Annotated in this window: 22 protein-coding genes and 1 tRNA gene; 16 read left to right on the forward strand and 7 right to left on the reverse strand. The window is 66.2% G+C overall.

Annotation, left to right across the window (positions count from 1 at the left end; translation table 11 throughout):
• Positions 1-105 precede the first annotated feature (105 nt).
• Positions 106-903 (forward strand): mechanosensitive ion channel family protein, encoded by a 798-nt coding sequence (locus tag V5F78_RS07585; protein ID WP_394071609.1) that lies wholly within the window; start codon positions 106-108, stop codon positions 901-903.
• Between the two features lie 25 nt (positions 904-928).
• Entirely contained in the window at positions 929-1,345 is a 417-nt protein-coding gene (locus V5F78_RS07590) for a TfoX/Sxy family protein (RefSeq protein WP_394071608.1), read from the forward strand.
• A 120-nt stretch (positions 1,346-1,465) separates the two neighbouring features.
• Here the strand turns inward: V5F78_RS07590 and V5F78_RS07595 are convergent, their stop codons facing one another.
• On the reverse strand, positions 1,466-3,004 hold the full coding sequence (locus tag V5F78_RS07595) for a DEAD/DEAH box helicase (RefSeq protein WP_394071607.1): 1,539 nt from the start codon (positions 3,002-3,004) through the stop codon (positions 1,466-1,468).
• 222 nt (positions 3,005-3,226) lie between these two features.
• On the opposite strand from V5F78_RS07595, the gene V5F78_RS07600 reads away from it, so the two are divergent.
• Positions 3,227-4,477 (forward strand): MFS transporter, encoded by a 1,251-nt coding sequence (locus V5F78_RS07600; RefSeq protein ID WP_394071606.1) that lies wholly within the window; start codon positions 3,227-3,229, stop codon positions 4,475-4,477.
• Positions 4,478-4,486: 9 nt separating this feature from the next.
• Here V5F78_RS07600 and parE read toward each other — a convergent pair whose 3' ends face one another.
• Complete coding sequence (gene parE, locus V5F78_RS07605) at positions 4,487-6,523, reverse strand: DNA topoisomerase IV subunit B (RefSeq protein WP_394071605.1); 2,037 nt, start codon at positions 6,521-6,523, stop codon at positions 4,487-4,489.
• Positions 6,524-6,755: 232 nt separating this feature from the next.
• Between parE and argC the strand changes: the two genes are divergently transcribed.
• From argC to V5F78_RS07655, 10 genes are all read left to right on the forward strand, one after another.
• Positions 6,756-7,811: an N-acetyl-gamma-glutamyl-phosphate reductase gene (gene argC, locus V5F78_RS07610; protein WP_394071604.1), complete on the forward strand. Its 1,056-nt coding sequence runs from the start codon at positions 6,756-6,758 to the stop codon at positions 7,809-7,811.
• A gap of 226 nt (positions 7,812-8,037) precedes the next feature.
• Positions 8,038-8,325, forward strand: coding sequence for an Asp-tRNA(Asn)/Glu-tRNA(Gln) amidotransferase subunit GatC (gene gatC / locus V5F78_RS07615; RefSeq protein ID WP_394071603.1), 288 nt, complete (start codon positions 8,038-8,040; stop codon positions 8,323-8,325).
• The gene (gene gatA / locus V5F78_RS07620) at positions 8,322-9,806 is read left to right on the forward strand and encodes an Asp-tRNA(Asn)/Glu-tRNA(Gln) amidotransferase subunit GatA (RefSeq protein ID WP_394071602.1); all 1,485 of its coding nucleotides are present in this window, start codon (positions 8,322-8,324) and stop codon (positions 9,804-9,806) included. The genes gatC and gatA overlap by 4 nt, the downstream gene beginning before the upstream one ends.
• Entirely contained in the window at positions 9,794-10,132 is a 339-nt protein-coding gene (locus V5F78_RS07625; protein WP_394071601.1) for a chorismate mutase, read from the forward strand. The genes gatA and V5F78_RS07625 overlap by 13 nt, the downstream gene beginning before the upstream one ends.
• Before the next feature lie 141 nt (positions 10,133-10,273).
• A complete protein-coding gene (folD, locus tag V5F78_RS07630) occupies positions 10,274-11,146 on the forward strand; it encodes a bifunctional methylenetetrahydrofolate dehydrogenase/methenyltetrahydrofolate cyclohydrolase FolD (RefSeq protein ID WP_394071600.1) in 873 nt (290 codons plus the stop codon).
• A gap of 154 nt (positions 11,147-11,300) precedes the next feature.
• Positions 11,301-11,681, forward strand: a complete 381-nt coding sequence (locus V5F78_RS07635; protein ID WP_394071599.1) for a 4a-hydroxytetrahydrobiopterin dehydratase — start codon at positions 11,301-11,303, stop codon at positions 11,679-11,681.
• A 217-nt stretch (positions 11,682-11,898) separates the two neighbouring features.
• Positions 11,899-13,014, forward strand: coding sequence for a formylmethanofuran dehydrogenase (locus tag V5F78_RS07640; RefSeq protein WP_509276691.1), 1,116 nt, complete (start codon positions 11,899-11,901; stop codon positions 13,012-13,014).
• Complete coding sequence (locus V5F78_RS07645) at positions 13,011-14,660, forward strand: formylmethanofuran dehydrogenase subunit A (RefSeq protein ID WP_394071597.1); 1,650 nt, start codon at positions 13,011-13,013, stop codon at positions 14,658-14,660. Before V5F78_RS07640 ends, V5F78_RS07645 begins: the two co-directional genes overlap by 4 nt.
• A complete protein-coding gene (gene fhcD, locus V5F78_RS07650) occupies positions 14,657-15,556 on the forward strand; it encodes a formylmethanofuran--tetrahydromethanopterin N-formyltransferase (RefSeq protein ID WP_394071596.1) in 900 nt (299 codons plus the stop codon). The genes V5F78_RS07645 and fhcD overlap by 4 nt, the downstream gene beginning before the upstream one ends.
• Positions 15,553-16,359, forward strand: a complete 807-nt coding sequence (locus V5F78_RS07655) for a formylmethanofuran dehydrogenase subunit C (protein WP_394071595.1) — start codon at positions 15,553-15,555, stop codon at positions 16,357-16,359. Before fhcD ends, V5F78_RS07655 begins: the two co-directional genes overlap by 4 nt.
• An 8-nt stretch (positions 16,360-16,367) precedes the next feature.
• Here V5F78_RS07655 and V5F78_RS07660 read toward each other — a convergent pair whose 3' ends face one another.
• Both V5F78_RS07660 and V5F78_RS07665 read right to left on the reverse strand, forming a co-directional pair.
• Complete coding sequence (locus V5F78_RS07660; RefSeq protein ID WP_394071594.1) at positions 16,368-17,678, reverse strand: PAS domain S-box protein; 1,311 nt, start codon at positions 17,676-17,678, stop codon at positions 16,368-16,370.
• A gap of 122 nt (positions 17,679-17,800) precedes the next feature.
• Entirely contained in the window at positions 17,801-18,838 is a 1,038-nt protein-coding gene (locus V5F78_RS07665; RefSeq protein WP_394071593.1) for a glycosyltransferase family 2 protein, read from the reverse strand.
• 231 nt (positions 18,839-19,069) lie between these two features.
• Here V5F78_RS07665 and gatB point away from each other — a divergent pair, with 231 nt between their 5' ends.
• Positions 19,070-20,569: an Asp-tRNA(Asn)/Glu-tRNA(Gln) amidotransferase subunit GatB gene (gene gatB, locus V5F78_RS07670; protein ID WP_394071592.1), complete on the forward strand. Its 1,500-nt coding sequence runs from the start codon at positions 19,070-19,072 to the stop codon at positions 20,567-20,569.
• A 43-nt stretch (positions 20,570-20,612) separates the two neighbouring features.
• Positions 20,613-21,074, forward strand: a complete 462-nt coding sequence (locus V5F78_RS07675) for a hypothetical protein (protein WP_394071591.1) — start codon at positions 20,613-20,615, stop codon at positions 21,072-21,074.
• A gap of 185 nt (positions 21,075-21,259) precedes the next feature.
• Here the strand turns inward: V5F78_RS07675 and lipB are convergent, their stop codons facing one another.
• Positions 21,260-21,997 carry a lipoyl(octanoyl) transferase LipB gene (gene lipB, locus V5F78_RS07680; protein ID WP_394071590.1) on the reverse strand — a complete coding sequence of 246 codons (738 nt, stop codon included), beginning with the start codon at positions 21,995-21,997 and terminating at the stop codon, positions 21,260-21,262.
• A gap of 169 nt (positions 21,998-22,166) precedes the next feature.
• Here lipB and V5F78_RS07685 point away from each other — a divergent pair.
• Positions 22,167-22,251 (forward strand) — tRNA-Leu (locus V5F78_RS07685).
• Between the two features lie 190 nt (positions 22,252-22,441).
• On the opposite strand, the gene V5F78_RS07690 is transcribed toward V5F78_RS07685, so the two are convergent.
• Positions 22,442-23,731 carry a polysaccharide deacetylase family protein gene (locus tag V5F78_RS07690; RefSeq protein WP_394071589.1) on the reverse strand — a complete coding sequence of 430 codons (1,290 nt, stop codon included), beginning with the start codon at positions 23,729-23,731 and terminating at the stop codon, positions 22,442-22,444.
• 99 nt (positions 23,732-23,830) lie between these two features.
• Positions 23,831-24,619, reverse strand: coding sequence for a polysaccharide deacetylase family protein (locus tag V5F78_RS07695; RefSeq protein ID WP_394071588.1), 789 nt, complete (start codon positions 24,617-24,619; stop codon positions 23,831-23,833).
• Positions 24,620-24,758: the final 139 nt, after the last annotated feature.

Below are 24,758 nucleotides of genomic sequence, written 5' to 3' on the forward strand. Positions count from 1 at the left end.
TCATTCGCGCGGCGCGCCGGAACCCCGCATGCGCAATGCCGAACTTATTGCGTCGTCGCGCGTTTGCCCCTTCAATCCCTTCAGAACAGCAGCGAGGCCTTGGCGATGGATATTGATACCGAACACCTGGGCGATGTGGCAGTGCTCTACGGGCTCAACATATTCTACGCGCTGGTTATTCTGGCGGTTGGATGGTGGATTGCGAAGACCGTCGAGGGGCTGCTGATGCGCGGCCTGAGTGCGACCGGGCGGATCGACGTGACTGTGGCGAGTTTCCTCGCGAGCCTCGCAAAATACGCCGTGCTGGTGTTCGTGCTGGTGGCCGTGCTCCAGCGCTTCGGCATCCAGACCACCAGCATCATCGCGGTGTTGGGCGCCGCCTCCCTGGCGGTCGGCCTGGCCTTGCAGGGCACCTTGTCCAACATGGCGGCCGGGGTCATGCTGTTGATCTTCCGCCCGTTCCGGGTCGGCGACGCTGTCGAGGTCGCCGGAAAGGCCGGCACGGTGAAGGCGCTGACGCTCTTCACCACCGAACTCGCGGGCGCCTCCAATGTGCAGATCCTGATTCCCAACGGTCAGGTGTGGGGCACTGCGATCCTCAACAAATCCGCTTATCCGGCCGGCGATTCGACGGTGTCGGTGGCCTTGGAGGTGGCGACCAGCGTGGATGTGGACGCGCTTCGGGCGAAGGCGCTGGCGTTCCTCCAACAGGATGCCCGCGTACTGGCGACGCCCGCGCCGAGCGTCGTTTTGGGCAAGCTTGGCTATGATCGCATCGAACTGACCATCGCGGCGACGACAAAGCCCGCCGATGCGGCAGGCGTGAAAGAAGCGCTGCTGGAGCTGCTGCGCCCTCTGCTCTATGTGCCGCCTGCGGAAAAGCCGGCCCTGGTCTCACCCTAGATTCCTCCTCGCCCTCGGACATGCCGTGACCGCAGATGATATCCGCGAATTGTTCGCATCCTTCGGTCCGGTGGAGGTGCGCCGCATGTTCGGCGGGGCGGGTGTCTATGCGGACGGCACCATGTTCGCGCTGGAGGCGGGTGGCGAACTCTATCTGAAGGTGGACGATGGCTTCGCCCTGGACCTTGCGGGGCGTGGCTCGGTGCCCTTCACCTATGAAGCCAAGGGGCGGCGCACCATCATGTCCTACTGGAAGATGCCCGAAGCGGCGCTGGACGACGGCGAGGATCTGGCGGCGCTCGCCCGCCGCGCCCTGGAGATCGCGAGAGCAGCGCGCCGCGCGAAAACCGCCTCCACGGGACGCCGCAAAACCTCCGCCGTCAGCAAAACCCCCTCAAAGCGAGGGAGGCCGCCGCGCGGCGGCACCGCCAGCGGGGAGTGAAGGCGGGGAGTGAAGGCGAAAAAAAGTCCGCCAAAGGGCGGACGAAAAAACTCATTCCCACAAACTCATTCCCGCGCAGACGAGGTGGGGCGGGACCGCATCGGCCCACGCCCCAAAAGGTCAGCTCGTGGCCTTCACGCGCACGGGGCGCAGGAGGAAGGCGGGGAGGTGGGACATGTCCGCCGGCTCGTTGACCGGGGGACGCTCGCGACGCGGCGGACGGCTGGATTCGCGGGGCGCACTCTCGCGCGCCGACACGTCACGCACTGGAGCCTCGCGTGGTTCCCGTGGCGGGCGCGGCGGACGTGCCTCGCGCACCGGGGCGGCTGCGATTTCGGCAGGCGCCGCTTCCTCGCGGGACGCGCCATCGCGCGGTTTGCGATTGCGGGTGTTCTGCCGCTCGGTCCGGGGCACATCGCCATCTTCCGGCCGGGCGGCGCGGCCCTTGTCGCGACCACGGCCACTTTCGCGACCCTTTTCGCGGCCGCGCTTGTCGCCGGCGCCGGTGCGGCGCTCGCGCGGCGGGGCTTCGCCGAGCGGCTCGCCCTGCCAGGGGATGGGATTTCCGATCAGCTTCTCGATGGCGGCCAGCGATTTCAGATCGTCGTGGGTCATCAAGGCGATGGCCATGCCGCTGCGTCCCGCGCGGCCGGTGCGGCCGATGCGGTGGACATAATCCTCCGCATGGTGGGGCACGTCATAATTGAAGACATGGCTGACGGCGGGAATATCAAGGCCGCGCGCCGCGACGTCGGACGCCACGAGCAAGGTAGCCTCGCCGGAGCGGAACTGGTCCAGCGCCGTGGTGCGCGAGCGCTGGTCCATGTCGCCGTGCAGGCACACCACGTTAAAGCCGTGCTTCTGGAGCGAGCGGTGGACCACCGATACCTCGCTCTTGCGGTTGCAGAAGATGATGCCGTTCTGCAGGCCGTCGGCGCCGCGGATCAATTCCCGCAGCATTTCGCGCTTCTCGTAATCCTCGCGTCCGGTGGCGACCAGGACCTGGGTCACGGTCGTCGCGGTGGACGCGGGCTTGGAAACTTCCACCCGCACCGGATTGGACAGGAATTGCGACACGAGCCGCTGAATTTCCGGCGGCATGGTGGCCGAGAAGAACAGCGTCTGCCGAGTAAAGGGGACCAGCTTGCAGATGCGCTCGATGTCCGGAATGAAGCCCATGTCCAGCATGCGGTCGGCTTCGTCGATGACAAGCACCTCGATGCCGGAGAGCAGCAACTGGCCGCGCTCCACATGGTCGAGCAGGCGGCCTGGGGTGGCGATGAGCACATCGACGCCACGCACCAGCTTGGTGTTCTGGTCGCCGAACGACACGCCGCCGATCAGCAGCGCGACATTGAGCTTATGGTTCTTGCCGTAGCGGGCGAAGCTGTCCTCGACCTGGGCTGCGAGTTCGCGCGTCGGTTCGAGGATGAGGGTGCGCGGCATGCGCGCCCGTGCCCGGCCCTGCTCCAGCAGGGTCAACATGGGAAGGGTGAAGGCGGCGGTCTTGCCGGTGCCCGTCTGCGCCAAGCCCAGCACGTCGCGCCGGGCGAGAACGTGCGGAATGGCTTGCGCCTGGATGGGCGTGGGCGTGGTGTAACCGGACGCCGTGACGGCCGAGAGGACTTTTTCGCTCAGGCCGAGTTCGGAAAATGACATATCGTCGCTTAATGCGGCAGCGCTCCGCTTATCGCAGGCCCCGTGCCGTACGGGGCTGGGCGAGCGGTCGTCGCTCGGCGCGCTTGGATTCGAAATAATCGGACGACACGTTGTAAAGTAAGGATTTTGTGCGCTGTGTCAATGCTTCTCATTGAAGCTGCCATGCGCGGGGCGAATTGCAGCCTGCAATGCCATGCGATAGCGCCCTTGACCCCTTGCGGAATGACAGCCAAGGAAGCCGCCCGCGCCCGCCTGTTTTCGGTCGGCGTCCCGTCTCCGTCCGGCAGTGCCGACATGCCCTTCCTCCTGGTTCTGGGTCTCGCCGGGTTTGCCAGCGCGTTCTCCATGCGCGCGGTCGACCCGATGCTGAATCTTCTGGCCGCTGACCTCGCCGTCACGCTGCAACGCGCGGCTTTGCTCGCGAGCGCCTTTTCGCTCCCTTATGCGGCGATGCAACTGGTGTTCGGCCCTATCGGCGATGCCGTGGGCAGGGTGCGGTTGATCCGCGTGACGCTGTCCATGCTCTGCCTCGGGCTGATCGGCTGCGCGCTGGCGCCAAGCCATGACGCGTTGCTGGCGGGCCGGATCTTTTCCGGCGGCTGGGCCGGCGGGGTGATACCCGTGGCGCTGGCGACCGTGGGGGATCGCGTGACCATGCAGCAGCGCCCCCAGGCGCTCGGCCGCCTGCTCATGGCCATCGTGCTGGGCCAGCTTGGCGGTGCCATGGCGTCGGGCATGATTTCGACCCTCGTCGGGTGGCGCGCCGTGTTCTGGTGCACGGCTGCGGTGGCGGGCACGGCGGCCTTCGGCGCGATTTTCTTCCTTCGGGAGACCGCGACCCCGCAGCGTCCCTCGCTTGGCGGCGCACTGGCGCGCTATCGCGTGGTGTTCGGCAATCCCCTCTCGATCCGCCTGTTCCTGGTCGCCGCCATTGAGGGCGCGCTGATCTTCGGCGTGTTCCCGTTCGTGGCCGCCCATATGGTCGGCCGCGCGCTGGGCGATGCGGTGGAAGCCGGGTTCGCGCTCGGCATGTTCGGCGTCGGCGGCGTGATCTACACGTTCCTGGTTGCATTTCTTGTGCGCCGGCTCGGCCTTTCCGGCATGGCCGGGCTCGGGGCGACAGTGGCGGGCCTGTGCCTGATCGCCATTGCGCTGGTGCCTTCGCTCGGCCTGATGCTGGCTCTGTTCGGCGTGCTCGGCTTCGGCTTCTACATGATCCACAACACCTTGCAGATCATGGCCACCGAGCTGGTGCCGGCCGCGCGCGGATCGGCGGTCTCGCTCTATGCGACCTTCTTCTTTTCCGGCCAGGCGCTGGGAGCTCTGCTGGCGGCGCAGCTCATCGGGCTTATCGGGCCGGTGGAATTGTTCGCCGGCGCGGGCGTATGCCTGATCGCGTTGGCCTTTCCCGCCTCGCGCCTGCCGCGCCGGCTCAAGACGGTGGAACCGGAGCCCATCGACCCCTCCGCCTGAGGGCGCGGATCAGATATCCAGCAGATCCTCGCCGGCGAACGCGGCGCGCTCGGAGATGAAGGCGAAGCGCGCCTCCGGCTTGTTGCCCATGAGGCGCTCCACGAGATCGGCCGTATCGGCCTGCGCCGCCGCCTCGATGGTCACGCGCAGCATGGTGCGGGTGCGCGGATTCATCGTGGTTTCCTTGAGCTGCGCCGGCATCATCTCGCCGAGACCCTTGAAGCGGCCGATATCGACTTTGCCGCGGCCGGAGAATTCCTTCTTCAGCAACAGGTCCTTGTGGGCGTCGTCGCGGGCATACAGCGTTTTTGCGCCCTGGGTGATGCGGTAGAGCGGCGGCACGGCCAGGAACAGGTGGCCCTCCTCGATCAGCTTTGGGATCTGCCGATAGAAGAAGGTGACGAGAAGCGAGGCGATGTGCGCCCCGTCCACGTCCGCGTCGGTCATGATGACCACCTTCTCATAGCGCAGGTCCGCCTCGCGATATTGGGCGAGCGTTCCGCAGCCGAGCGCCTGGAGCAGATCGGACAATTGCTGGTTCTGGGCAAGCTTGTCGCGCCCGGCGCTGGCAACGTTCAAGATCTTGCCGCGCAGGGGCAGCACCGCCTGGGTCTTGCGATCGCGCGCCTGTTTGGCCGAGCCGCCGGCCGAATCGCCCTCGACGATGAAGATTTCGGACCCGGCCGCCTCGGTATTGGAGCAGTCCGCGAGCTTGCCCGGCAGGCGCAGCTTGCGCACCGCGGTCTTGCGGGAGACTTCCTTCTCCTGCTTGCGGCGCAGGCGCTCCTCGGCGCGCTCCACCACATGGTCCAGAAGCCGGTTCGCCTGCACCGGATTGGCGGCAAGCCAATGGTCCAGAGGATCGCGCAACGCCTGCTCGACGATGCGCGAGGCTTCCGCCGTGGCGAGGCGATCCTTGGTCTGGCCCTGGAATTCCGGCTCGCGCACGAACACGGAGAGCATGGCCGCGCAGCCGGTGGTGACGTCGTCACCGATCAGGATGGCCGCGCGCTTCGCCTGGCCGATGCGCTCGGCATAATCGCGCAGGCCCTTCAGCAGAACCAGGCGCAGCCCGTTCTCATGGGTGCCGCCGTCGTGGGTCGGGATGGTGTTGCAATAAGAGGAAATGCCGCCGTCGCCGTCGGCGACCCAGGCCACCGCCCATTCCACCGAGCCGTGGCCGCCTTGCTTCTGGATCCGGCCGGCGAAGATTTCGTTATGGACCAGCGTCTGGCCTTCCAGATCGCCGGCGAGATAATCCTTGAGGCCGCCCGGGAAGCGGAAGGTCATCTTCTCCGGCACGCCGGTGGTGCCCACCAAAAGGGACGGATCGCACGACCAGCGGATTTCCACGCCGCCGAACAGATAGGCCTTGGACCGCGCCATGCGGAACACGCGGGCGGGCTCGAAATGCGCACCTTCGCCGAAAATTTGGGGATCGGGATGGAAGCGCACCTTGGTGCCGCGCCGATTGGTGATGCGGCCGACCTCGGACAAGGGGCCGAGCGGCGCACCCTTGGAAAAGGACTGGCGATAGAGCGTCTGGTTGCGCGCCACCTCGATTTCGAGATGGTCAGACAATGCGTTCACCACCGAGACGCCGACACCGTGTAGGCCGCCTGAGGTCTCATAGACCTTGCTGTCGAACTTTCCGCCCGCGTGCAGGGTGGTCATAATGACTTCGACGGTGGACTTGCCGGGGAATTTGGGATGCGCCTCCACCGGGATGCCGCGCCCGTTGTCGGTGACGGTCAGCGTGCTGTCGGCGGCGAGATGCACCTCGATGAAGGTGGCATGGCCGGCCACCGCCTCGTCCATGGAATTGTCGATCACCTCGGCGAAGAGGTGATGCAGGGCTTTGACGTCCGTGCCGCCGATATACATGCCGGGGCGGCGGCGCACCGGCTCCAACCCTTCCAGCACCTCGATATGGGCGGCGGTATAATCGCTCGCCATCTCGGGCACGGCGGGGGGCGCCTTGGCGCGGGGGCTCGGGGCCTTGCGGGCAGGGGCGGGCGCGGCAAACAGATCGTCGTTATCGGACATGAGGCTCTTTAAGTCGCTTTAGGGGCGAATCGCCGCCGGCCATCATGCCAGGGCGAGGGAACGAAAGGGAACATACCGGAAACGCGCGCAGCGCGGGACTGGTCACTTATCCCTGTCTTTCGCCTGATATGGGATCGGTGTACAGACCCCCGACCGAACACGCCCGCGCAGCGTTCGCGCGCAGACATGTTCGGCCTAACGTCGCACGGCCCCCAGCGGGCGGGAGAAGGACATGTCGGATACAGCAAAGGCACGGATCGCGGTTCTTGGCGCCTCGGGTTACACCGGGTCCGAACTCGTGCGCCTTCTGCTGCGACATCCCCGTGTCGAGCTTGTGGCCCTGACCGCCGACCGCAAAGCCGGCCAGTCCATGGCCGACGTGTTCCCCCAGTTCGCGCCCTATGCGCTGCCCAAGCTCGTCACCATCGACGAGGTGGATTTCAACGCGGTGGACCTCGTGTTCTGCGCGCTGCCGCATGCGACCACCCAGGAGGTCATCAAAAAGGTGTTCGAGCAGGCGCCCAAGGTGAAAGTGGTGGACCTGTCCGCCGACTTCCGCCTGCGCGATCCCGGTGCCTATGAAAAATGGTACGGCCACCCCCACGGCGCCCTCGACCTGCAGAAGGAAGCGGTGTTCGGCCTTGTCGAGATCTATCGCGACGAGATCAAGAAGGGCCGGCTGATCGCCAATCCCGGCTGCCACACCACCACCTCCATCCTGCCGGCGGTGCCGCTGCTGGAGGCCGGCGCCATCGAGCCGGAAACCATCGTTATCGACAGCAAGACCGGCATGTCCGGTGCCGGGCGCTCTGCCAAGGAGGCGATGCTGTTCTCCGAGGTGTCGGAGGGCATCCACGCCTATAGCGTCGGCTCGCATCGGCACATGGGCGAGCTGGACCAGGAATTCACCAAGGCCGCCGGCCGCCCGGTCGCGCCCATGTTCGTGCCGCACCTCGCGCCCATGAACCGGGGCATCTATGCGACGCTTTATGTGCGCACCACCGGCGCGAAGGCTGAGGATCTCCACAAGATCCTGGCGGATTTCTACAAGGGCGAGCCGTTCGTCCATGTGCTGCCGTTCGGCCAGGTTCCGCAGTCGCGCCATGTGCGCGGGTCCAACATGGTGATGATGGGCGTTGTCGCCGACCGCGCGAGCGGCCGGGCGATCGTGATCTCCACCCTGGACAATCTGGTGAAGGGTGCTTCCGGCCAGGCGGTGCAGAACATGAACCTGGTCCTCGGCTATCCCGAGACGCTCGGCCTGGAGCAGATCGCGCTCATGCCGTGAGCGATGCGCCATGATCCATCGCGGGCCGCGGCACCATGCGGCCCGCGCTTTCCTGGCCGCCGCCATTGCCTCCCAATTCGCCGACTTGCTATAGCGGCGGGGAAGGGCGCGGACGGTATGCGGAAAATTGCAGCGCTCGCGTTCGGAACATGCTTCAACCGCCTGCGGTTGAGCCATCTGTTGGCGCCGCCCTGTCATCGGGCGCGGTGCGTGCTGGGAGCTGTCCATGTCCGTCGATCAGGCGACCGTCCGAAGGGTTGCGCATCTGGCGCGCATCTCTGTGCGCGAGGAGGAACTCGCGCCCCTTCAGGAGGAGTTGAACGCCATCCTCGCTTTCGTCGAGCAATTGTCGGCGCTTGATGTGTCCGGCGTCGAGCCCATGAGCGGGGTGATTCCGCTCAGCCTGCCCCTGCGCGAGGATGTGGTGAACGACGGCCATTATCCGGAAAAAATCCTCGCCAACGCGCCCGATGCCGAGGGCGGCTTCTTTACCGTGCCGAAGGTGGTGGAATGACCGCGCTCAATCAGCTGACCCTCACCCAGGCGCGTGAAAAGCTGGCGCTGCGCGAGTTCACGGCGGTTGAACTGACCCAGTCCTATCTCGACGCCATGGAAGCGGCCCGCGGCCTCAATGCGTATCTTGAGGAAACCAGCGAGAAGGCGCTCGCCATGGCCGCGGCCAGCGACACCCGCATCGCCAATGGCGAGGCCGGCCCGCTCGAAGGCATGCCGATCGGCGTCAAGGACATGTTCTGCACCGAGGGTGTCGCCACCACCGCCGGATCGAAGATCCTCGAGACTTTCGTCCCGCCCTACGAATCCACCGTCACCGCGCAGCTGTGGCGCGATGGGGCGGTGATGCTGGGCAAGCTCAACAACGATGAATTCGCCATGGGCTCGTCCAACGAGACCTCGGCCTTCGGTCCCGTGGTTTCGCCCTGGCGGCGCGAAGGGGAAACGACCCCGCTCGTGCCCGGCGGCTCCTCCGGCGGTTCGGCGGCGGCGGTGGCCGCGTTCCTCTGCGCCGGCGCCACCGGTACGGATACCGGCGGCTCGATCCGCCAGCCTGCCGCATTCACCGGCACCGTGGGCATCAAGCCGACCTATGGGCGCTGCTCGCGATGGGGCATCGTTGCCTATGCCTCCTCCCTTGACCAGGCCGGCCCGTTCGCGCGTTCCGTGAACGACGCGGCCCTTCTGCTGCGCGCCATGGCGGGACACGACTCGAAGGATTCCACCAGCGTGGATCTGCGCGTGCCCAATTATGAGGATGCCGTGGGCGCCTCAGTGAAGGGCAAGCGCATCGGCATTCCGCGCGAATATCGCGTGGAGGGCATGTCGCCGGAGATTGTCGAATTGTGGGAGCAGGGCGCGGCCATGCTGCGCGATGCGGGCGCCGAGGTGGTGGACATCTCGCTGCCCCATACGCAATACGCCCTGCCGACCTATTACATCGTCGCGCCCGCAGAGGCGTCCTCGAATCTCGCGCGTTATGACGGCGTGCGCTACGGCCTGCGGGTTCCGGGCCGTGATGTGGCTGAGATGTACGAGCGCACCCGCGCCGCCGGCTTCGGCCCCGAGGTGCGTCGCCGCATCATGATCGGCACCTACGTGCTCTCCGCCGGCTATTATGACGCCTATTATCTGCGGGCCCAGAAGGTGCGCAGCCTCATCAAGCGCGACTTCGACGACGTGTTCGCGCAGGGCGTCGACGCCGTGTTGACGCCGACCACGCCTTCGCCCGCCTTCGGCATCGGCGAGAAGAGCAAGGCCGATCCGGTCGAGATGTATCTCAACGACGTGTTTACCGTGACCGTGAACCTCGCCGGCCTGCCGGGCATTTCGGTGCCGGCTGGCTTCTCGGCGGATGGCCTGCCGCTGGGCCTGCAGATGATCGGCCGCCCGTTCGAGGAGGAGACGTTGTTCTCCCTCGCCCAGGTGATCGAGGATGCCGCCGGTCGATTCCCGGTGGAAGACCTGTGGTGGGCCAAGTGAGCCCCGGCGCGCGGCCGCAGCGGGAGGGTATTCCCACAGCCCTTGCGGACGCGCGCGATGCCATTGATGCCATTGACGACCAGATTGTGGATCTGCTGGTGCAGCGCCTCGCGGTGGTCAAGAACGTGGTGAGGGTGAAGGAGCGGGAAGGAATTCCCGCTTTGCTTCCAGACCGTGTGGAAGAGGTGGTGGAACGCGTGGGCCTGCGCGCCGCCGCCGCCGGCCTGCCTCCGGATCTCACAGAGCGCCTGTGGCGCGATCTCATCGAATGGACCATCGCCTACGAAGACAGGCACCTCGGCGAAGCTTCGGACTCTCGCGCTTAAATTTTCTCTTTACGAAACTTTTTATCCCTTTAAGAGATGAATGGCGACGCCGAGCGCGGCTGGACCGATTTCTCTTGAACGTCGCGCGACATCTGCCGACAAGGCGCCCAGCGTGTCAGTTTGTGTTCGCGGGGGACGATTGTGATCGAAACCAAGCTTATCGACGGAAAGGCCTTCGCGGCCGACCTGCGGGCCCGGATCGCGGTCGAGGTCGCGGACCTCGCCGCGCGCGCAGGCGTGAAGCCTGGCCTTGCGGTGGTGTTGGTGGGTGAGGACCCTGCAAGCCAGGTCTATGTGCGCAACAAGGCCGCCCAGACCGCCGAAGCCGGCATGGCCTCGTTTGAATTCAAGCTGCCGGTCGAAACCGCAGAGGCGGATTTGCTGGCGCTGGTGGCCAAGCTGAATGCCGATCCGGCGGTTCACGGCATTCTCGTGCAATTGCCGCTGCCGGCCCATATCGACACCAACAAGGTGCTCTCGACCATAGATCCTGCCAAGGACGTGGACGGTTTTCACGTGGTCAATGCCGGCCGTCTCGCCGTGGGCCTCGACGCGCTGGTGCCGTGCACGCCGCTTGGATGCGTGATGCTTCTTAAGCATCATCTGGGCAATCTCTCGGGAATGAAGGCGGTGGTCGTCGGCCGCTCCAACATCGTTGGCAAGCCGGCCGCGCAATTGCTGCTGCGCGAGGATTGCACGGTCACCATCGCCCATTCGCGCACCCGTGACCTGCCCGGCGAATGCCGGACCGCCGACATCCTGGTGGCCGCCGTTGGCCGGCCAGAAATGGTGCGTGGCGACTGGATCAAGCCCGGCGCCACCGTGATCGACGTCGGCATCAACCGCGTGCGTAAGGGCGATGGCAAGACCCGCCTCGTGGGCGATGTCGCCTTTCAGGAGGCGCAGGGCATTGCCGGGCTGATCACGCCGGTTCCCGGCGGCGTCGGCCCGATGACCATCGCCTGTCTGCTCCAGAACACGCTGACGGCGGCCAAGCGGCAGCACGGACTTTAAAAGTGAACCCGGGCGGGTTTGCGCCTGTCCCGGATGATGTTAGCTCTATTCCCAAGAACGGACGCATGGCCCGGACCTCCGGAGCACTGCAACGACAAGCGGAAAACCGCCGCAGCGTCTTGATCGGGACCCCCCGCTGAAGGAGGCGCGCGACATGCCTGTCGATCGCAAGAAGACGCTTTCCGAAGACGAAATCAGCGCTCGCCTAGCGTCCGAACTGCCTCACTGGCGGCTGGAGGACGGGTGGATCCGCCGGACCTACCGCACCAACAGCTGGAAGGGCACGCTGATGGTGATCAACACCGTTGGCCATCTCGCGGAAGCCGCCTGGCACCATCCAGACATCACCGCCTCCTACGCCTGGGTGGAGGTGCGCCTCATGTCCCACGACGCCAAGGGCATCACCGAACGCGACTTCGCCCTCGCCCGGAAGATCGAGGAGGTGGTGCAATGGCAGCCCGGCGCCGAGGAGGGTGGGCCCCTGGAAGGCACGCCGGCGAGCGATCTGCGTTTCGCCTATCTCAAATATGATTGATCCCCCGATGCCTCCCGTTGCGACGCCTGCCGCCGCGACGTCCCGCATCGTCTCGGATCTCGTATGTGGATTCTGCGGCCTGGGATGCGACGACCTGGAAGTGACCGTCCAGGGCCGGGCGGTGCACCCGCGCGTCGCTTGCCCGCAAGCGGCCGCGCTGCTTCAGCGGACGGACGGCCCGCCGCCCCTTCCGCGCGTCGCGGGACGGGAAACCTCTTTGGAAGAGGCTGCCACGGCCGCCGCCGCTCTGCTCGAGACGCGCCGCTCCACGGTGTTCAGCGGGCTCGGCGCCGATGTGGATGGGCTGCGGGGTGTGTTCGATCTCGCCATGCGGTTCGGCGCCAGCTTCGATCATGCCGCGTCCAGCGGACTGTTCCGCAATCTGGATACGCTCCAGCGGCGCGGCTGGATCGCCACCACGCTCGCGGAGGTCCGCAATCGCTGCGACCTGCTGGTGCTGGTGGGCGCGGACCCGACGCCCGATTTCGCCCGCTTTTTTGAGCGCGCGTTGCCGCCCGCGTTCGGTGAGGCGGCTGATGGCGATGAAGTGCCCTTGTTCACGAACCGCGCGCATCCCCGCCGCGTGGTATTCCTCGGCGATCTCGCGGGGCCAGCCGCCCGTGCGGCCCTTGCCGGCCACGACGTCTCGCACCTCCCCGTGCCTGCGGCTCTGCTTGCGGACGCGATGGCCGGCCTCAATGCGTTCGTTGACGGGCGCTCCGTCAAAACGCTTGGCGGCGCCTTCGACGGCGCGCTCGGCGCGGCGCTGGCGGAGCTTGCGGGCGCGCTCAAGGCGGCGTGCTATAGCGTCCTGACCTGGAACGCCGGTGCGCTCGATCCTGGCGAAGGCGAGCGCATCGTCGGCCATGCCGCCGCCATCGTCGCCAAGCTGAACGAGACCACGCGCGCGGCGGTCTTCCCCTTGGGCGGGCGCGACAATCTCATCGGCGCGCACCAGATGGCGCTCTGGCGGTTCGGCTATCCGCTGCGCACGCGGGTGGCCCAGGGCGAAGCCAGCCACGCGCCGAATCTTTATGCCACCAGCCGGGCGGTGCGGGATGCCGACCTGCTGGTGCATGTGAGCGCCTTTCGCCCCGATCCGCCGCCGGTTTTTTCATCGGGCCCGGTGATCGCTTTGGCGCATCCCCACACCGAATTTGCCCGCGAGCCGGACGTCTTCATCCCCGTGGGCACGCCGGGAATTGACCATGCGGGCCAAGTGTTCCGAATGGACAGCGTGGTGTGCCTGCCGCTCGTGAAACTGCGCGAAGCGGGGCTGGCGAGCGTTGCCGAGGCGGCCGCCGCGATCCTCCAATCGGGGAGAAGGCCGTGAGGGTTCGGATTACGAACGGGCGGATCTTCGACCCTGCCTCCGGCGCGGTGGACCTGCTCGGCAACGTCCTGATCGAGGATGGCCGCATCGTCGCCGACGATCCCGCCCTGCGCGCCGACGAGACACACGATGCCGCCGGTTGCGTGGTGATGGCGGGCGGCATCGACCTGCACAGCCATATCGCCGGCGGCAAGGTGAACCTCGCCCGCCTGCTCATGGGGGAGGATCGGCGCGCCAATCCCGAGCCGTTCGGCGCCTTCTGCGGCTGCGGTGGCGGAAACGCGGCGCCGACAACCCATGTCACCGGCTGCCGCTATGCCCAGATGGGCTATACCGCCGTGTTCGAGCCGGCCATGGTGGGCGCCAACGCCCGTCACGCCCATCTAGAGATGGCGGACATTCCGAACATCGACACCGGCGGGTTCCTGGTGCTGGGCAATGACGATTTCCTGCTGCGCCTGATCGCGCAGGGCGAGGGTCAGACCGCCATCAATGATTATGTCGCCTGGATGCTTGCGGCGACCCAGACCTGTGCCATCAAGATCGTCAATCCCGGCGGCATTTCCGCCTTCAAGTTCAATGCCCGCAGCCTCGATCTGGACGAGGCCGGCCCGCATTACACGCTCACCCCGCGCCGGGTGCTCCAGACCTTGCAGCGCGCGGTGACGGAACTCGGCATTCCCCATCCGATCCACCTCCACGGCTGCAATCTCGGCGTGCCCGGCAATGTGGCGACGACGCTCTCCACCATCGGCGCGACCGAGGGTTTTCCCCTGCATCTCACGCATGTGCAGTTCCACGCCTATGGCAAAGAAGGGGACCGGCGCTTTTCCTCCGGTGCGGCGGAAATCGCGGCGGCGGTCAATGCCAATCCCCATATCAGCGTGGACGTGGGCCAGATCATGTTCGGCCAGACGGTGACGGCTTCCGCCGACCTGATGGCGCAATATCGCAACCATTCCCTAGCCAGCCCGAAGAAATGGGTGGGGATGGACATCGAGTGCGACGCAGCCTGCGGCGTGGTGCCGTTCGCCTATCGCGACAAATCCTTCGTCAACGCGCTGCAATGGGCCATCGGCCTGGAACTGTTCCTGCTGATCGAGGACCCGTGGCGGGTGTTTCTCACCACCGACCATCCCAACGGCGGGCCGTTCACCTCCTACCCCCACCTCATCCGATTGCTGATGGATCGCGATTTCCGCGCCGAGCAACTGGCGCGGCTGCACAAGGCGGCGCGGGCGCATACCAATCTTGCCGAGCTGAAGCGCGAATATACGCTGGAGGAGATCGCCATCGTGACCCGCGCCGCGCCGGCGCGCACGTTGGGCCTGAAGGATCGCGGCCATCTCGCGCCCGGCGCCATTGGCGACGTGGTGCTCTACGCGGATATGGCGGATCGCGAGGCCATGTTCAGCGCACCGCGACTGGTGCTGAAAGATGGCCGGACCATCGTGCGCGACGGCGAGATCGTGGATCTGGTGCAAGGACGCACCTATGCGGTGAAGCCGCCGTTCGATCCGCTCATGGACAAGCGCATGGACCGCTGGTTCGACGAGGCCATCGGCCTCAAGGCCAAGCATTTCCGCATTTCGGACGATGAGATCCGGGGCGGGCAGGGGCCGAGCATCGTGGAGTGCGCGCCGTGAACCTGAACGGGGTCGAGATCCGCGACAGCTTCGCCGAAGCGTTTCCCATGGCCGGTACTCGCCTTGTCATCACCGCCGACACGCCCCGCTGGGCGCGTACCGCCGCCGTGTCGATGACGGGCTTCGCCACCTCGGTGATCGGCTGCGGGTGTGAGGCCGGGATCGAGGGAGAAATCGCGCCGGAGGATTCGCCCGACGGGCGGCCAGGCATTTCCGTGCTCATCTTCGCCATGTCGTTGAACGATTTGAAGAAGATCGTGCCGGCGCGGGTCGGCCAATGCGTGCTGACCGCCCCCACCTCCGCCTGCTATGCCGGTCTCGACGAGGGGCCGCGCGTGCCGCTCGGCCGGGCGTTGCGCTATTTCGGCGACGGACACCAGATCGCCAAAAACATCGAGGGACGCCGGTTCTGGCGCATTCCGGTGATGGAGGGCGAGTTCGTCTGCGACGATATCACGGGCAGCAGCACGGCTTCAGTGGGTGGCGGCAATTTTCTCATTCTCGCCCGCTCCCGCGCGGCCGCGCTGAATGCGGCCGAGCATGCGGTTGACGCCATGGGCGACGTGAAGGGGGCGATCCTGCCCTTTCCGGGCGGCGTGGTGCGGTCCGGCTCGAAGATCGGCGGCAAATATGCCGGCATGATCGCCTCCACCAATGACGCTTATTGCCCGACCTTGCGCGCCAGCGTCGAGAGCGCCTTGCCGGCGGATGTCCAGAGCGTGCTCGAAATCGTCATCGACGGGCTGTCCGCCGCCGAGGTCGCCGCCTCCATGCGGGCCGGCATCTTAGCTGTTTGCGCGCTTGGGGAGTCCGCAGGCATCGTCGCGATAGATGCGGGAAATTACGGCGGCAATCTCGGCCCGTTCCATTTCAAGCTGCGGGAGCTGATGGCGTGAGCGGCTATGAACTCAGACTGCGGGGATCGCTTGCCGCGCGTCTCGACCTGTCCGGGATTACGCCGCACGCGCTCGCCGAGCTCAGCCGCAGCGAGGTGGAGCGCCTGCCCCTTGCCTATGGCACCACGCGGCTGCCGCTCGGCGAATTGTTCGCGGTTGTGCCCGCCGCGGAAGGCGTGCTCCGGATCAGTGGCGACCCGCGTCTGGATTTCGTGGGCGCAGCCTTGGCGCCGGGCGAGATGATGGTTTCCGGGCCGGTCGGGGCGTTCGCGGGCGCGCAGATGGTCGGGGGCGAGCTGATCATCGAGGGCGATGCCGGCGAAGGTGTCGGAAGCGGCATGTCGGGTGGGCGCATCCAGGTGCGGGGACATGTCGGCGCGCGGCTCGGCGGCCCTCTGCCCGGCGCGCGCATCGGCATGTCGGGCGGCACAATCGAAATTCGTGGCGATGCCGGGCCGCTGGCCGCCGCGAACATGCGCGCAGGGCTGATGCTGGTTCACGGCGACGTGGCCGAGCATGCGGCGCGGGGCATGATCGCCGGCACCATCGCCATTGCCGGCACCCTCGGCCCGCAGGCCGGTGCCGGCATGAAGCGCGGCACGTTGCTGCTGGCGCGCGAGCCGCTTTTGCTCGGCCCCGGCTTCGGCGATGCGGGCGAGCACGATCTCATCGCCCTGCACCTTCTCGCCCGCCGCGTCCCGCAACTCGCGGAGCTCTTCGGGGGCGGCATTTCCGGCAGGGCGCGGCGCTACGTGGGTGATCGGCTCGCCGGCGGAGAGGGTGAGTTGCTCTGGCTCTATTGAGCCGGCGCTCAGGCTTCCGGCTTTTTCAGTTCGGCCTGTTCCTTCAGCGCGGCGAGTTCCTTGCGCAGCTTCTTCGTTTCCTCGAAGCGGACATTCACGTCGCGGATGGTGGAAACCATGCCCACGACCTGGCCGTCGGCGTCCTTGAGCAAGACGATGGTAAATTCGATGGAGAAGCGCCGCCCGTCCTTGTGCAGGCCCGGAACGGCGAGCAGATCGCCCGCGCCATAGCGGCTGACGCCGCTCGCGGCCGTCTGGTGATAGCCTTCCCAATGGCGCGCGCGGAACGGTTCGGGAATGATGATGTCGAGGGATTGGCCGAGCGCTTCCTGCTCGGAAAAGCCGAAGATTCGCTCGGCTCCCGGATTCCAGAGCACGATCAGGCCCTCCCGATCGCTCGCGACCACCGCGTCGGCATTGCTGTCGATGAGCGCCTGCGCGATGTGGTCCGCGGTCAGCGTGCTGGGAGAAAACGATTTGGCATGGGTCATGGGGGCCACCTTGGCACCGGGAGAGACAGCGGCCGGCGCGGATTGGGTTTGCGGGTCCAGCAGGTCTTCGATCGGCCCGAAGAATTCGAAGTGAATGCGCTCCTGCGGCACACCGCGCGCGGCCAGCCCCTGGACGAAATGGCGCATGAAGAGCAACGGACCGCAGATGAAATAATCCGCCTGCGCCAGCGGCGTGTTTTGTGCCAGCCAGTCGAGATCAATGAAGCCTGCGCGATCGAAATCGCGGCCTGCCACATCGCCGTCGCGGGGGCGTTCGTAGAAGACCATCGTCGCAAGGCCCGGGCGCTGTGCGGCGAGATCCTTCACATGACTTGAAAAGGCGTGCGTCGTGCCGTCCAGCGTGCCGTGTATGAAATGAGCGGAGGGGCCGGACGCTTGGGCCGCCAGCGCCTCCAGCATGCAGACCATCGGCGTCAGGCCGACTCCGCCCGAGAGCAGAACCACGGGGCGCTCCTGGTCTGCCGGCAGGATGAAGGTGCCGGATGGCGGCATGAGCTTTACGCGTGTCCCTGCGTCCGCCGCATCATGCAGCCATCGCGACGCCGCGCCCTGGGCCTCGCGCTTGACCGAGATGCGATAGGTCTCGCCATTGGCGCGGCCGGAAATCGTGTAATTGCGCTTTAGCGCCGGGCCGCCCTCGGGCTCGATCAGCAAGGTGAGATGCTGTCCCGCCTGATGGCGCGGCACGCCTTTGCCGTCCACGGGGCGGAAGACGAAGGAGGTGATGATTTCGCTTTCCGGCACGCGGCTTTCAATGGTGAAGTCGCGCCATCCGGTCCAGGTCTCGCCGGTCACTGTTTCTGGCATGGCGTTGCGGTCTCCCTGACCTGACTGTGCCGGGGCTCGGATGCTCTCACCGGCCCGGTCTGATTGTTCTGGTTTAATGTATGCCAGAGCCATCTTGCTGGCGAGGCCGACCGGGCAGAATGTCACTTCATGCGCAAGGACAGCCAGCGCTTGAGGAACGAGCGCCGCATCTTGCGCAGCGCGGCGGCAAGCGCGAGGTGGAACGGCGCCTGCGCCTTCGCCACTTGGACCCGCAGGGCATTCAGTTCTGCCGTGCCGGCGCGCGCGCCCTCCACCAGCGCATCGAGGCTCGCGAGCACCCGTCGGTAGGGATAGGTGCGGGCGAGATCGGGATAGCGCGGCGTGGCGCGGCGCTGGACGAAAGGCCGCACCGCCACGGGTCCATCGAGCTGGGGAATATAAGCGAGCAAAAGCTCGTCCGGATGTTCCAGCAGCAGGCCGGGCTCCTTCATCAGCGCGCGCGCGCCCTCGATATGGTGCGAGGCGGTGGATGCCTTGTAGTCCGGCCGGGCGCGCCAGCGGATGTAGCTGACCATGCATTTCGCCACCAATTGATCGTCCGACCGTACCGGGAAATGGGCGAGGTCAGCGGTGGGGAGCAAGGTCACGGGCTGCTCGGCGTGCCAGCGGCTGATAATGTGGTTGCCATCCGAGATCAGCGTTTCGGGATGGCCGGCGAAGGTGCCGGGCACGATCACCTTGCCGGCGCCGCGCGGCAGGTCCAGCACATGGGTCAGGCGTGATAGCGGGTTCGGATCGCTGGCATCGTCATCCGCGTGGGGGAAATAATTGGTCACGGAGAAGGCGCCGATGCGCGGCTCCGGCAGAGCGTCCAGCTCCGCTTCCAGGGTCGCGCGGTCGGTTATCGCGATGAACTCGTCCGCGTCGAGGGCGAATATGAAGTCCCACGCCTCGTCGCGCATGGCCCGGTGCATGAGGCCGGTGGTGCGGCGGCCCTGGTTGTAGGCGGCGTGCGCGCCATCCTCGATCCGCACCACGGGCAGGCCCTCGCCCTGGAGCAGGTCCAGGATGTTGCGGGTCGCGTCGGTGCTGCCGTCGTCGATGATGTACATGCAATCGACGAAATGCAGGTTGTGCCGGACGAAGACTTCGATGATGTCCGCTTCATCGCGTGCGAGAGTGACGGACGCCAGGCGCATATTCTTCCCTTCACACGCTCGAACCATTCAGAATGCGGCTGCGGCTTAGCACGCGCCGCCGAGGGTGGAAACGCCGCAGCCGGACCCCGCGCGTTCTGCGAGACCGTCGCGCCGCCATGCTGGCGGCGCAGGGGCACTGCGCAATGCTCCCAAGGTTGCCAGAGAGAGGGTCGCGGGAGTAGGGACACACATCACCTGCGGCACATGCCGCGCCAGTTGCGAAGGACCGCGATGACCGCTCACGTTCGACCCGCCGATGCCAGGAAGCTCATTCGTGGAGCCACGGGCGATTGGGAGGTGGTGATCGGCATGGAAGTGCATGCTCAGGTGGCTTCCAACGCCAAACTCTTCTCCGGCGCTTCCACGGAATTCGGCGGGCCGCCCAACGACCATGTGTCGCTGGTGGACGCGGCGATGCCCGGAATGCTGCCGGTGATCAACAAGGAATGCGTCGCCCAGGCCGTGCGCACAGGGCTCGGCCTGAAGGCGCAGATCAATCTGCGCTCGGTGTTCGATCGGAAGAATTATTTCTATCCCGATCTGCCCCAGGGCTATCAGATCAGCCAGTTCAAATATCCCATCGTCGGCGAGGGCGAGGTGATCGTCGATCTGCTGGACGGGGAGAGCATCACCGTGGGCATCGAGCGCCTGCACCTGGAGCAGGATGCGGGAAAGTCGATCCACGACCTCTCCCCCACGCTCTCGTTCGTCGACCTCAATCGCTCGGGCGTCGCGCTGATGGAGATCGTCTCCCGCCCGGACCTGCGCTCCTCGGACGAAGCGCGCGCCTATGTGACCAAGCTGCGCTCGATCCTGCGCTATCTCGGCACCTGCGACGGCGACATGGAGAAGGGCAATCTGCGCGCCGACGTGAACGTGTCCGTCCGTCGCCCCGGCGAGCCGCTCGGCACCCGTTGCGAGATCAAGAACGTTAATTCCATCCGCTTCATCGGCCAGGCGATCGAGGTGGAAGCCCGCCGCCAGATCGAGATTCTCGAGGACGGCGGCAAGATCGACCAGGAGACCCGCCTGTTCGACCCCAACAAGGGCGAGACGCGGTCCATGCGCTCCAAGGAAGAAGCGCACGATTATCGCTATTTCCCTGATCCCGACCTGCTGCCGCTGGTGCTGGAAGAACCCTTCGTGCGTTCGCTCGACGAGGCGCTGCCTGAACTCCCGGACGAGAAGAAGGCCCGCTTCATCACCGATTATGGGCTGACCCCCTACGACGCCGCCATCCTGGTGGCGGAGAAGGAGACTGCAGACTATTTCGAGGCGGCCGTGAAGGCGGAAGGCGCAACCACCCGCAACGCCAAGCTGGTGGCCAACTGGATCATGGGCGATCTTTCCGCCTATGCGAACAGCGCCGGCTTGGCGGTGTCCAGCGTGCATGTGACCCCGGCGCAGATCGCCGGGATCGTGGACCTGATCTCGGACAACACCATCTCCGGCAAGATCGCCAAGGACGTTTTGGTGATCCTGCTGGAGGAAAAGACCTGGCAGCATCCGCGCGAGATCGTCGAGGCACGGGGCCTGAAGCAGGTGACCGATACCGGCGCGATCGAGAAGGTGGTGGACGAAATCATCGCCGCCAATCCGGACAAGGTGGCCCAGGTGATCGCCAAGCCCACCATGCTTGGATGGTTCGTCGGGCAGGCGATGAAGGCGTCGGGGGGCAAGGCCAATCCCCAGGCGCTGAACGAGATCCTCAAGAGCAAATTGGGCATCTGAGGCGTTCCGCCGCGTGCGGACGCCGGTTGCAAGGAGCAGGGGCATGCGGAGCGCGGGTGTGGCGGCAGCGGTTCTTCTCGTGCTGCTCGGTCCGGCCTATGCGGCGGACGCGCCGAATATCGTCGGCCTGTGGACGCCAGTTGAGCATGCCGGCTCCAATCTCTCCATCGCCCCCATGGACGATATGCGCCTGCGCGTGGATACGCCGCATTTCTCGAATCGTCCCGGCACCGAGGCCTGGAGCGTGCGTATCGACACGCAAAGCGGCCGCGCCTTCGGCGGCGCCGTGGTTTCCAAGGGCGGCAAGGAACAGGTGCTGCTGGGCACCTTCCGCAGCGACGGGAAGCGCGTGGTCTATGCCACCGATTTCAGTTCCGGCGATGGCGAGGTGAGTGCGGACAGCATGGAATTGTGCTGGGTCGATTCCGTGCCCAATTACATCGCCACCGCCTGCACCACTTATGAGCGCGCAAAGCCCGCGCCGGCTGCGCCTGCGGGAAAATAGAACGGCACTATCGGGCGGCCTCACTTGGCAGCCGGGCCAAGTGTCGGTCAACTCCACGTCGGGCCCAAGCCCGAACACCAGCGCGCGCCAATCCGTTCTCCGTCAGACGGGGCTGCCATGGGAGCTTAGCCGACTTCGCCGCTTCAGCACCTCGAGCACGCTCGGCCGAGGCCGCATGCGAACCTTCAGAGCGGCGCGGCCGCGGCTTGGGTCGCGCCGAAGACTTCCTCGAAGGCGATCCGCAGCACGCTGTCCACCTCGGGCAGGCTGGCGAGGTGCCCGAGATCCTCCAGGCTGGTCACGCCGTGCTCGCGCACGCCGCAGGGAACGATTCCGCCGAAATGCGTCAGGTCGGGGCTCACGTTCAGCGAGATGCCGTGGAAGCTGACCCATTGGCGCACGCGAATGCCGACGGCCGCGATTTTGTCTTCCCGGCCAGGGCGGGCAACCCACACGCCGACGCGGTCCTCGCGCCGCTCCGCACGGATATTGAAGGCAGACAGGGAAGCGATGAGCCAGGTTTCCAGCGCGCTGACATATCGGCGCAGGTCGGCGCTGCGCTGCTTGAGGTTCAGCATCACATAGGCCACCCGCTGGCCGGGTCCGTGATAGGTGAACTGGCCGCCGCGCCCGGTGTCGAACACCGGAAAACGCGCGTCGATCAGGTCTTCACGCTGGGCGCTGGTGCCAGCGGTATAGAGCGGTGGATGCTCCAGCAGCCACACAAGTTCCGGCGCCGTGCCGGCGGCGATCGCCGCCACCCGCGCCTCCATGGCCGCGATCGCCTGTGGATAGGGGACCGGGATGTCGCTCACACCCCATTCCACCGGGGCCGCTCCTGCCACGCTCGGTAGGAAATGCGTCGCGAGTTTGGATCGCGCGATGGAAGGGGCGGCCGGCGACGGGGAAGAAGGTGCAGTCATGGGGCTTCATACGTCTTTGACGGCGCGCGGGACACACGCCATCCACAGGCTACATATAGTTGGCGCATGATCCGCTGTTGAGGCCTTGTGGCGCCCTGGTCGATCTGTTAGACGATGGCCCCCGGCGCCACGCACCTCAGGGTTCGCGGGCGCCGAGCCATCTCTGACTGCGGTCGTGGCGGAATTGGTAGACGCGCTAGCTTGAGGTGCTAGTGGGGAGACCCGTGGAGGTTCGAGTCCTCTCGTCCGCACCAGAAGATGGGGCCGCAAAGGCCGACGCAAAACGGCGCCTTCGGGCGCCGTTGTCGTTTGTGGAGCCGAGACGCGCGCCCCTGTGGAAGCCCGGTCATCGACGATGCCGCCGTGCTTGCTGCTCTGGATGCGCAATGAAAAGCCGCCGGCCGATTCGGCGGGCGGCTCTTCAACCTCGGACGGTTGCGCTTCTCACTCGGTGGGCTGAACGCCCTTCGGGAAGATGTCCGTCAGAATGCGCGGCCAGGACAAGCTGAAGGGCTGCTCGGCCGCCGGGGGATTCGCCTGGGTCGGTGCGACGACGGCGGGGGCCGGTGCCGGCAAGGGCACCCGGCTCGAAGCAAGGCCGCCGGTCGCACTGGCCGTATTTGTCACGCGGGCCGGAGCGGTCGCCGGCTTGGCCGGGGTCGCCGTCGGAGCGCCACCGGTTGCTTGTGCGCTGCCTGGCTGGGCGCCGGCAGAATGGCCGGTCGCGGGCTTCGCAGCCGTACCGGGGCTGGAGACCGGCGCCGGCAGAGCCGCTACCGCGTCGGGACCCTCGCCATAGACCATGTGAACCACCTTGAACCCGCGCGTCTTCAGCTCGTGCAGCAAGGTCGGCAGCATCACGGCGGTGGAAGGCTGGATATCGTGCAGAAGCAGAATGCCGGAGCCACGCGCCTCCAGTCGGTCGAGCGCGCGCTTGAGCACTTCGTCGGGTTTCAGGTGCATCCAGTCGTCGGCCACCAGATCGACGCTGAACACCGCAATGCCGTGCTCCTGGGTATAGGCCTCATAGAATTTGGTACGGCCGAGGCCTGGAAAGCGGAAGAAGGGAACCGTGTGTGCGCCGATCGGAGCAAGGCCCGCATTGACCGAGGCAAAGCCGTGTTCGATCTCGCTGATTCCCGCCGGGTGCGTCAGTTTCGGGAAGATCAGCGGGTGCGTCTGGCTGTGGGTGCCGATGGTGTGGCCGGCTTCATAGACTTCCTGAAGCACGCTCGGATAGGTGGAGGCCATGCGCCCGACGATGAAGAAGGTGGCCTTCACGCAATTGGCGGCCAGCGTGTCGAGCACGCGATGGGTCATCGGGGGCAGGGGGCCGTCGTCGAAGGTGAGAATCACTTCGCCCTTCTGCAATGGCACGGTCTGCTTGTACTGAAGCCGACCGAAGAAGGGCGTCTGCTTCGGGTCGATCTTTACGACGCGCGAAGTGCCGAGCGCATCGGGATTGCCGGGGCAGGCCGCGCCGGGTTGCACGGCGGCCGAGGTGGCGTAGGAGGCCGGATGCGGCGCGGGCGGCAACAGCACGGGAGCAGCGGCCTGAACCGGCGCGGGCTTAGGTGCGGAAGGCGCGGCGGGCTGGCTTGAAGCCTGCGGTGCGCCGCTGGGCGGCACGGAGGATGTGGTCGTTGGGACAGAGCCGGCGAAAGGCGGGTCGCCAGCCGCCTGGGCGGTGCTCGCCAAGGCCACGAGGGCGCCCGCAAGGATAATCGACCGCATTCCTGTAACTCTCTTGACGTCCCACCGGGACGGATCCCAAGGATCGAAGCCTTGACACATCACCAGGTTCGAACCGACGCCCGAAAGAAAGGGTTAATCTCAACGGCCAGACGACCGGTTCGAAGCGGGAACAATGTGCACGACGTGATAACCGCGCTCCGCTAAAGCCTGCAAGAACGCCGGAATCATGGCTGCGGTTTGAGTTTTCGTGTCATGAAATAGGATAATACCGCCTCCGGCTGCGTCGAGACGGCCAAGTACCAGGGCAAGTTCTTGCTCGGGCGTCATTTTATTCCAGTCGCTGGCCCAAAGATCGGCGCCGAAGACAGAAATGCCACGCTTTTCAAGATAAGCGAGCAGGTCTGGCGTCGAGGCAAAACCGGGGAAGCGGAAGAACGGGACGCGGGGCTGAGCGCCCGCGCTGCCATAGGCCGCGACATCGTCGGCGGCGATGCCCCGCTCGATCTCCGCCACCGCTGCCTCATACGGAAGATGGGCGAGCGTCGCGTCCGGATGGGTCATGGAATGATGGGCGATGGTATGTCCCTCCGCCAGGGCCCGGCGCACCAGTTCCGGCCGTGCGCGGGCATTCTCCCCGATCAGGAAGAAGGTTGCCCGCACGCATTGGGCCTTCAGCGCGTCCAGCACCGCGGCAGTGGTCTTTGGCCAGGGGCCGTCGTCGAAGGTGAGCACCACTTCCTTGGGCTTGAGCGCAAGCGTCTGAGGGAAGGATTTCGTGCCGACGCGCACCCCCGCCGGCACTTCCATCACGCGCGCGGTGCCGAGCGCCGTCGGCCGCCCGGGGCAACCTTGCGCCCGCGCAGCAAGCGGCATCAGGAGGGCCGCCAAAGCCCCCATGGTCAAGGCCAAGGTCATGCGGATCTTCATGAATCGGATTTTCCGGCTGGAGCGTTTGCGTTCCTGCCCCCGTATGCCTAGAAGCGCGTGGGCGGACTCCGGCGGCACGCCGTGGTTTCCCAGCTTTCAGCAACAGCAAGCGACGAACGGTTCGTTCAGGTTGGCGGCA

It is taken from the genome of Roseixanthobacter glucoisosaccharinicivorans, from assembly GCF_043195095.2.
Classification (GTDB): Bacteria; Pseudomonadota; Alphaproteobacteria; order Rhizobiales; family Xanthobacteraceae; genus NCEH01.

What these genes read in the sequence shown, in the direction of transcription:
- argC (WP_394071604.1), top strand. Translation starts at nt 6,756, where the DNA reads ATGTCGGATACAGCAAAGGCACGGATCGCGGTTCTTGGCGCCTCGGGT.
- V5F78_RS07585 (WP_394071609.1), top strand. Translation starts at nt 106, where the DNA reads ATGGATATTGATACCGAACACCTGGGCGATGTGGCAGTGCTCTACGGG.
- lipB (WP_394071590.1), bottom strand. Translation starts at nt 21,997, where the DNA reads ATGACTGCACCTTCTTCCCCGTCGCCGGCCGCCCCTTCCATCGCGCGA.
- V5F78_RS07695 (WP_394071588.1), bottom strand. Translation starts at nt 24,619, where the DNA reads ATGAAGATCCGCATGACCTTGGCCTTGACCATGGGGGCTTTGGCGGCC.
- V5F78_RS07665 (WP_394071593.1), bottom strand. Translation starts at nt 18,838, where the DNA reads ATGCGCCTGGCGTCCGTCACTCTCGCACGCGATGAAGCGGACATCATC.
- V5F78_RS07600 (WP_394071606.1), top strand. Translation starts at nt 3,227, where the DNA reads ATGACAGCCAAGGAAGCCGCCCGCGCCCGCCTGTTTTCGGTCGGCGTC.
- V5F78_RS07690 (WP_394071589.1), bottom strand. Translation starts at nt 23,731, where the DNA reads ATGCGGTCGATTATCCTTGCGGGCGCCCTCGTGGCCTTGGCGAGCACC.
- V5F78_RS07660 (WP_394071594.1), bottom strand. Translation starts at nt 17,678, where the DNA reads ATGCCAGAAACAGTGACCGGCGAGACCTGGACCGGATGGCGCGACTTC.
- gatB (WP_394071592.1), top strand. Translation starts at nt 19,070, where the DNA reads ATGACCGCTCACGTTCGACCCGCCGATGCCAGGAAGCTCATTCGTGGA.
- parE (WP_394071605.1), bottom strand. Translation starts at nt 6,523, where the DNA reads ATGTCCGATAACGACGATCTGTTTGCCGCGCCCGCCCCTGCCCGCAAG.
- V5F78_RS07635 (WP_394071599.1), top strand. Translation starts at nt 11,301, where the DNA reads ATGCCTGTCGATCGCAAGAAGACGCTTTCCGAAGACGAAATCAGCGCT.
- gatA (WP_394071602.1), top strand. Translation starts at nt 8,322, where the DNA reads ATGACCGCGCTCAATCAGCTGACCCTCACCCAGGCGCGTGAAAAGCTG.
- V5F78_RS07595 (WP_394071607.1), bottom strand. Translation starts at nt 3,004, where the DNA reads ATGTCATTTTCCGAACTCGGCCTGAGCGAAAAAGTCCTCTCGGCCGTC.
- V5F78_RS07675 (WP_394071591.1), top strand. Translation starts at nt 20,613, where the DNA reads ATGCGGAGCGCGGGTGTGGCGGCAGCGGTTCTTCTCGTGCTGCTCGGT.
- gatC (WP_394071603.1), top strand. Translation starts at nt 8,038, where the DNA reads ATGTCCGTCGATCAGGCGACCGTCCGAAGGGTTGCGCATCTGGCGCGC.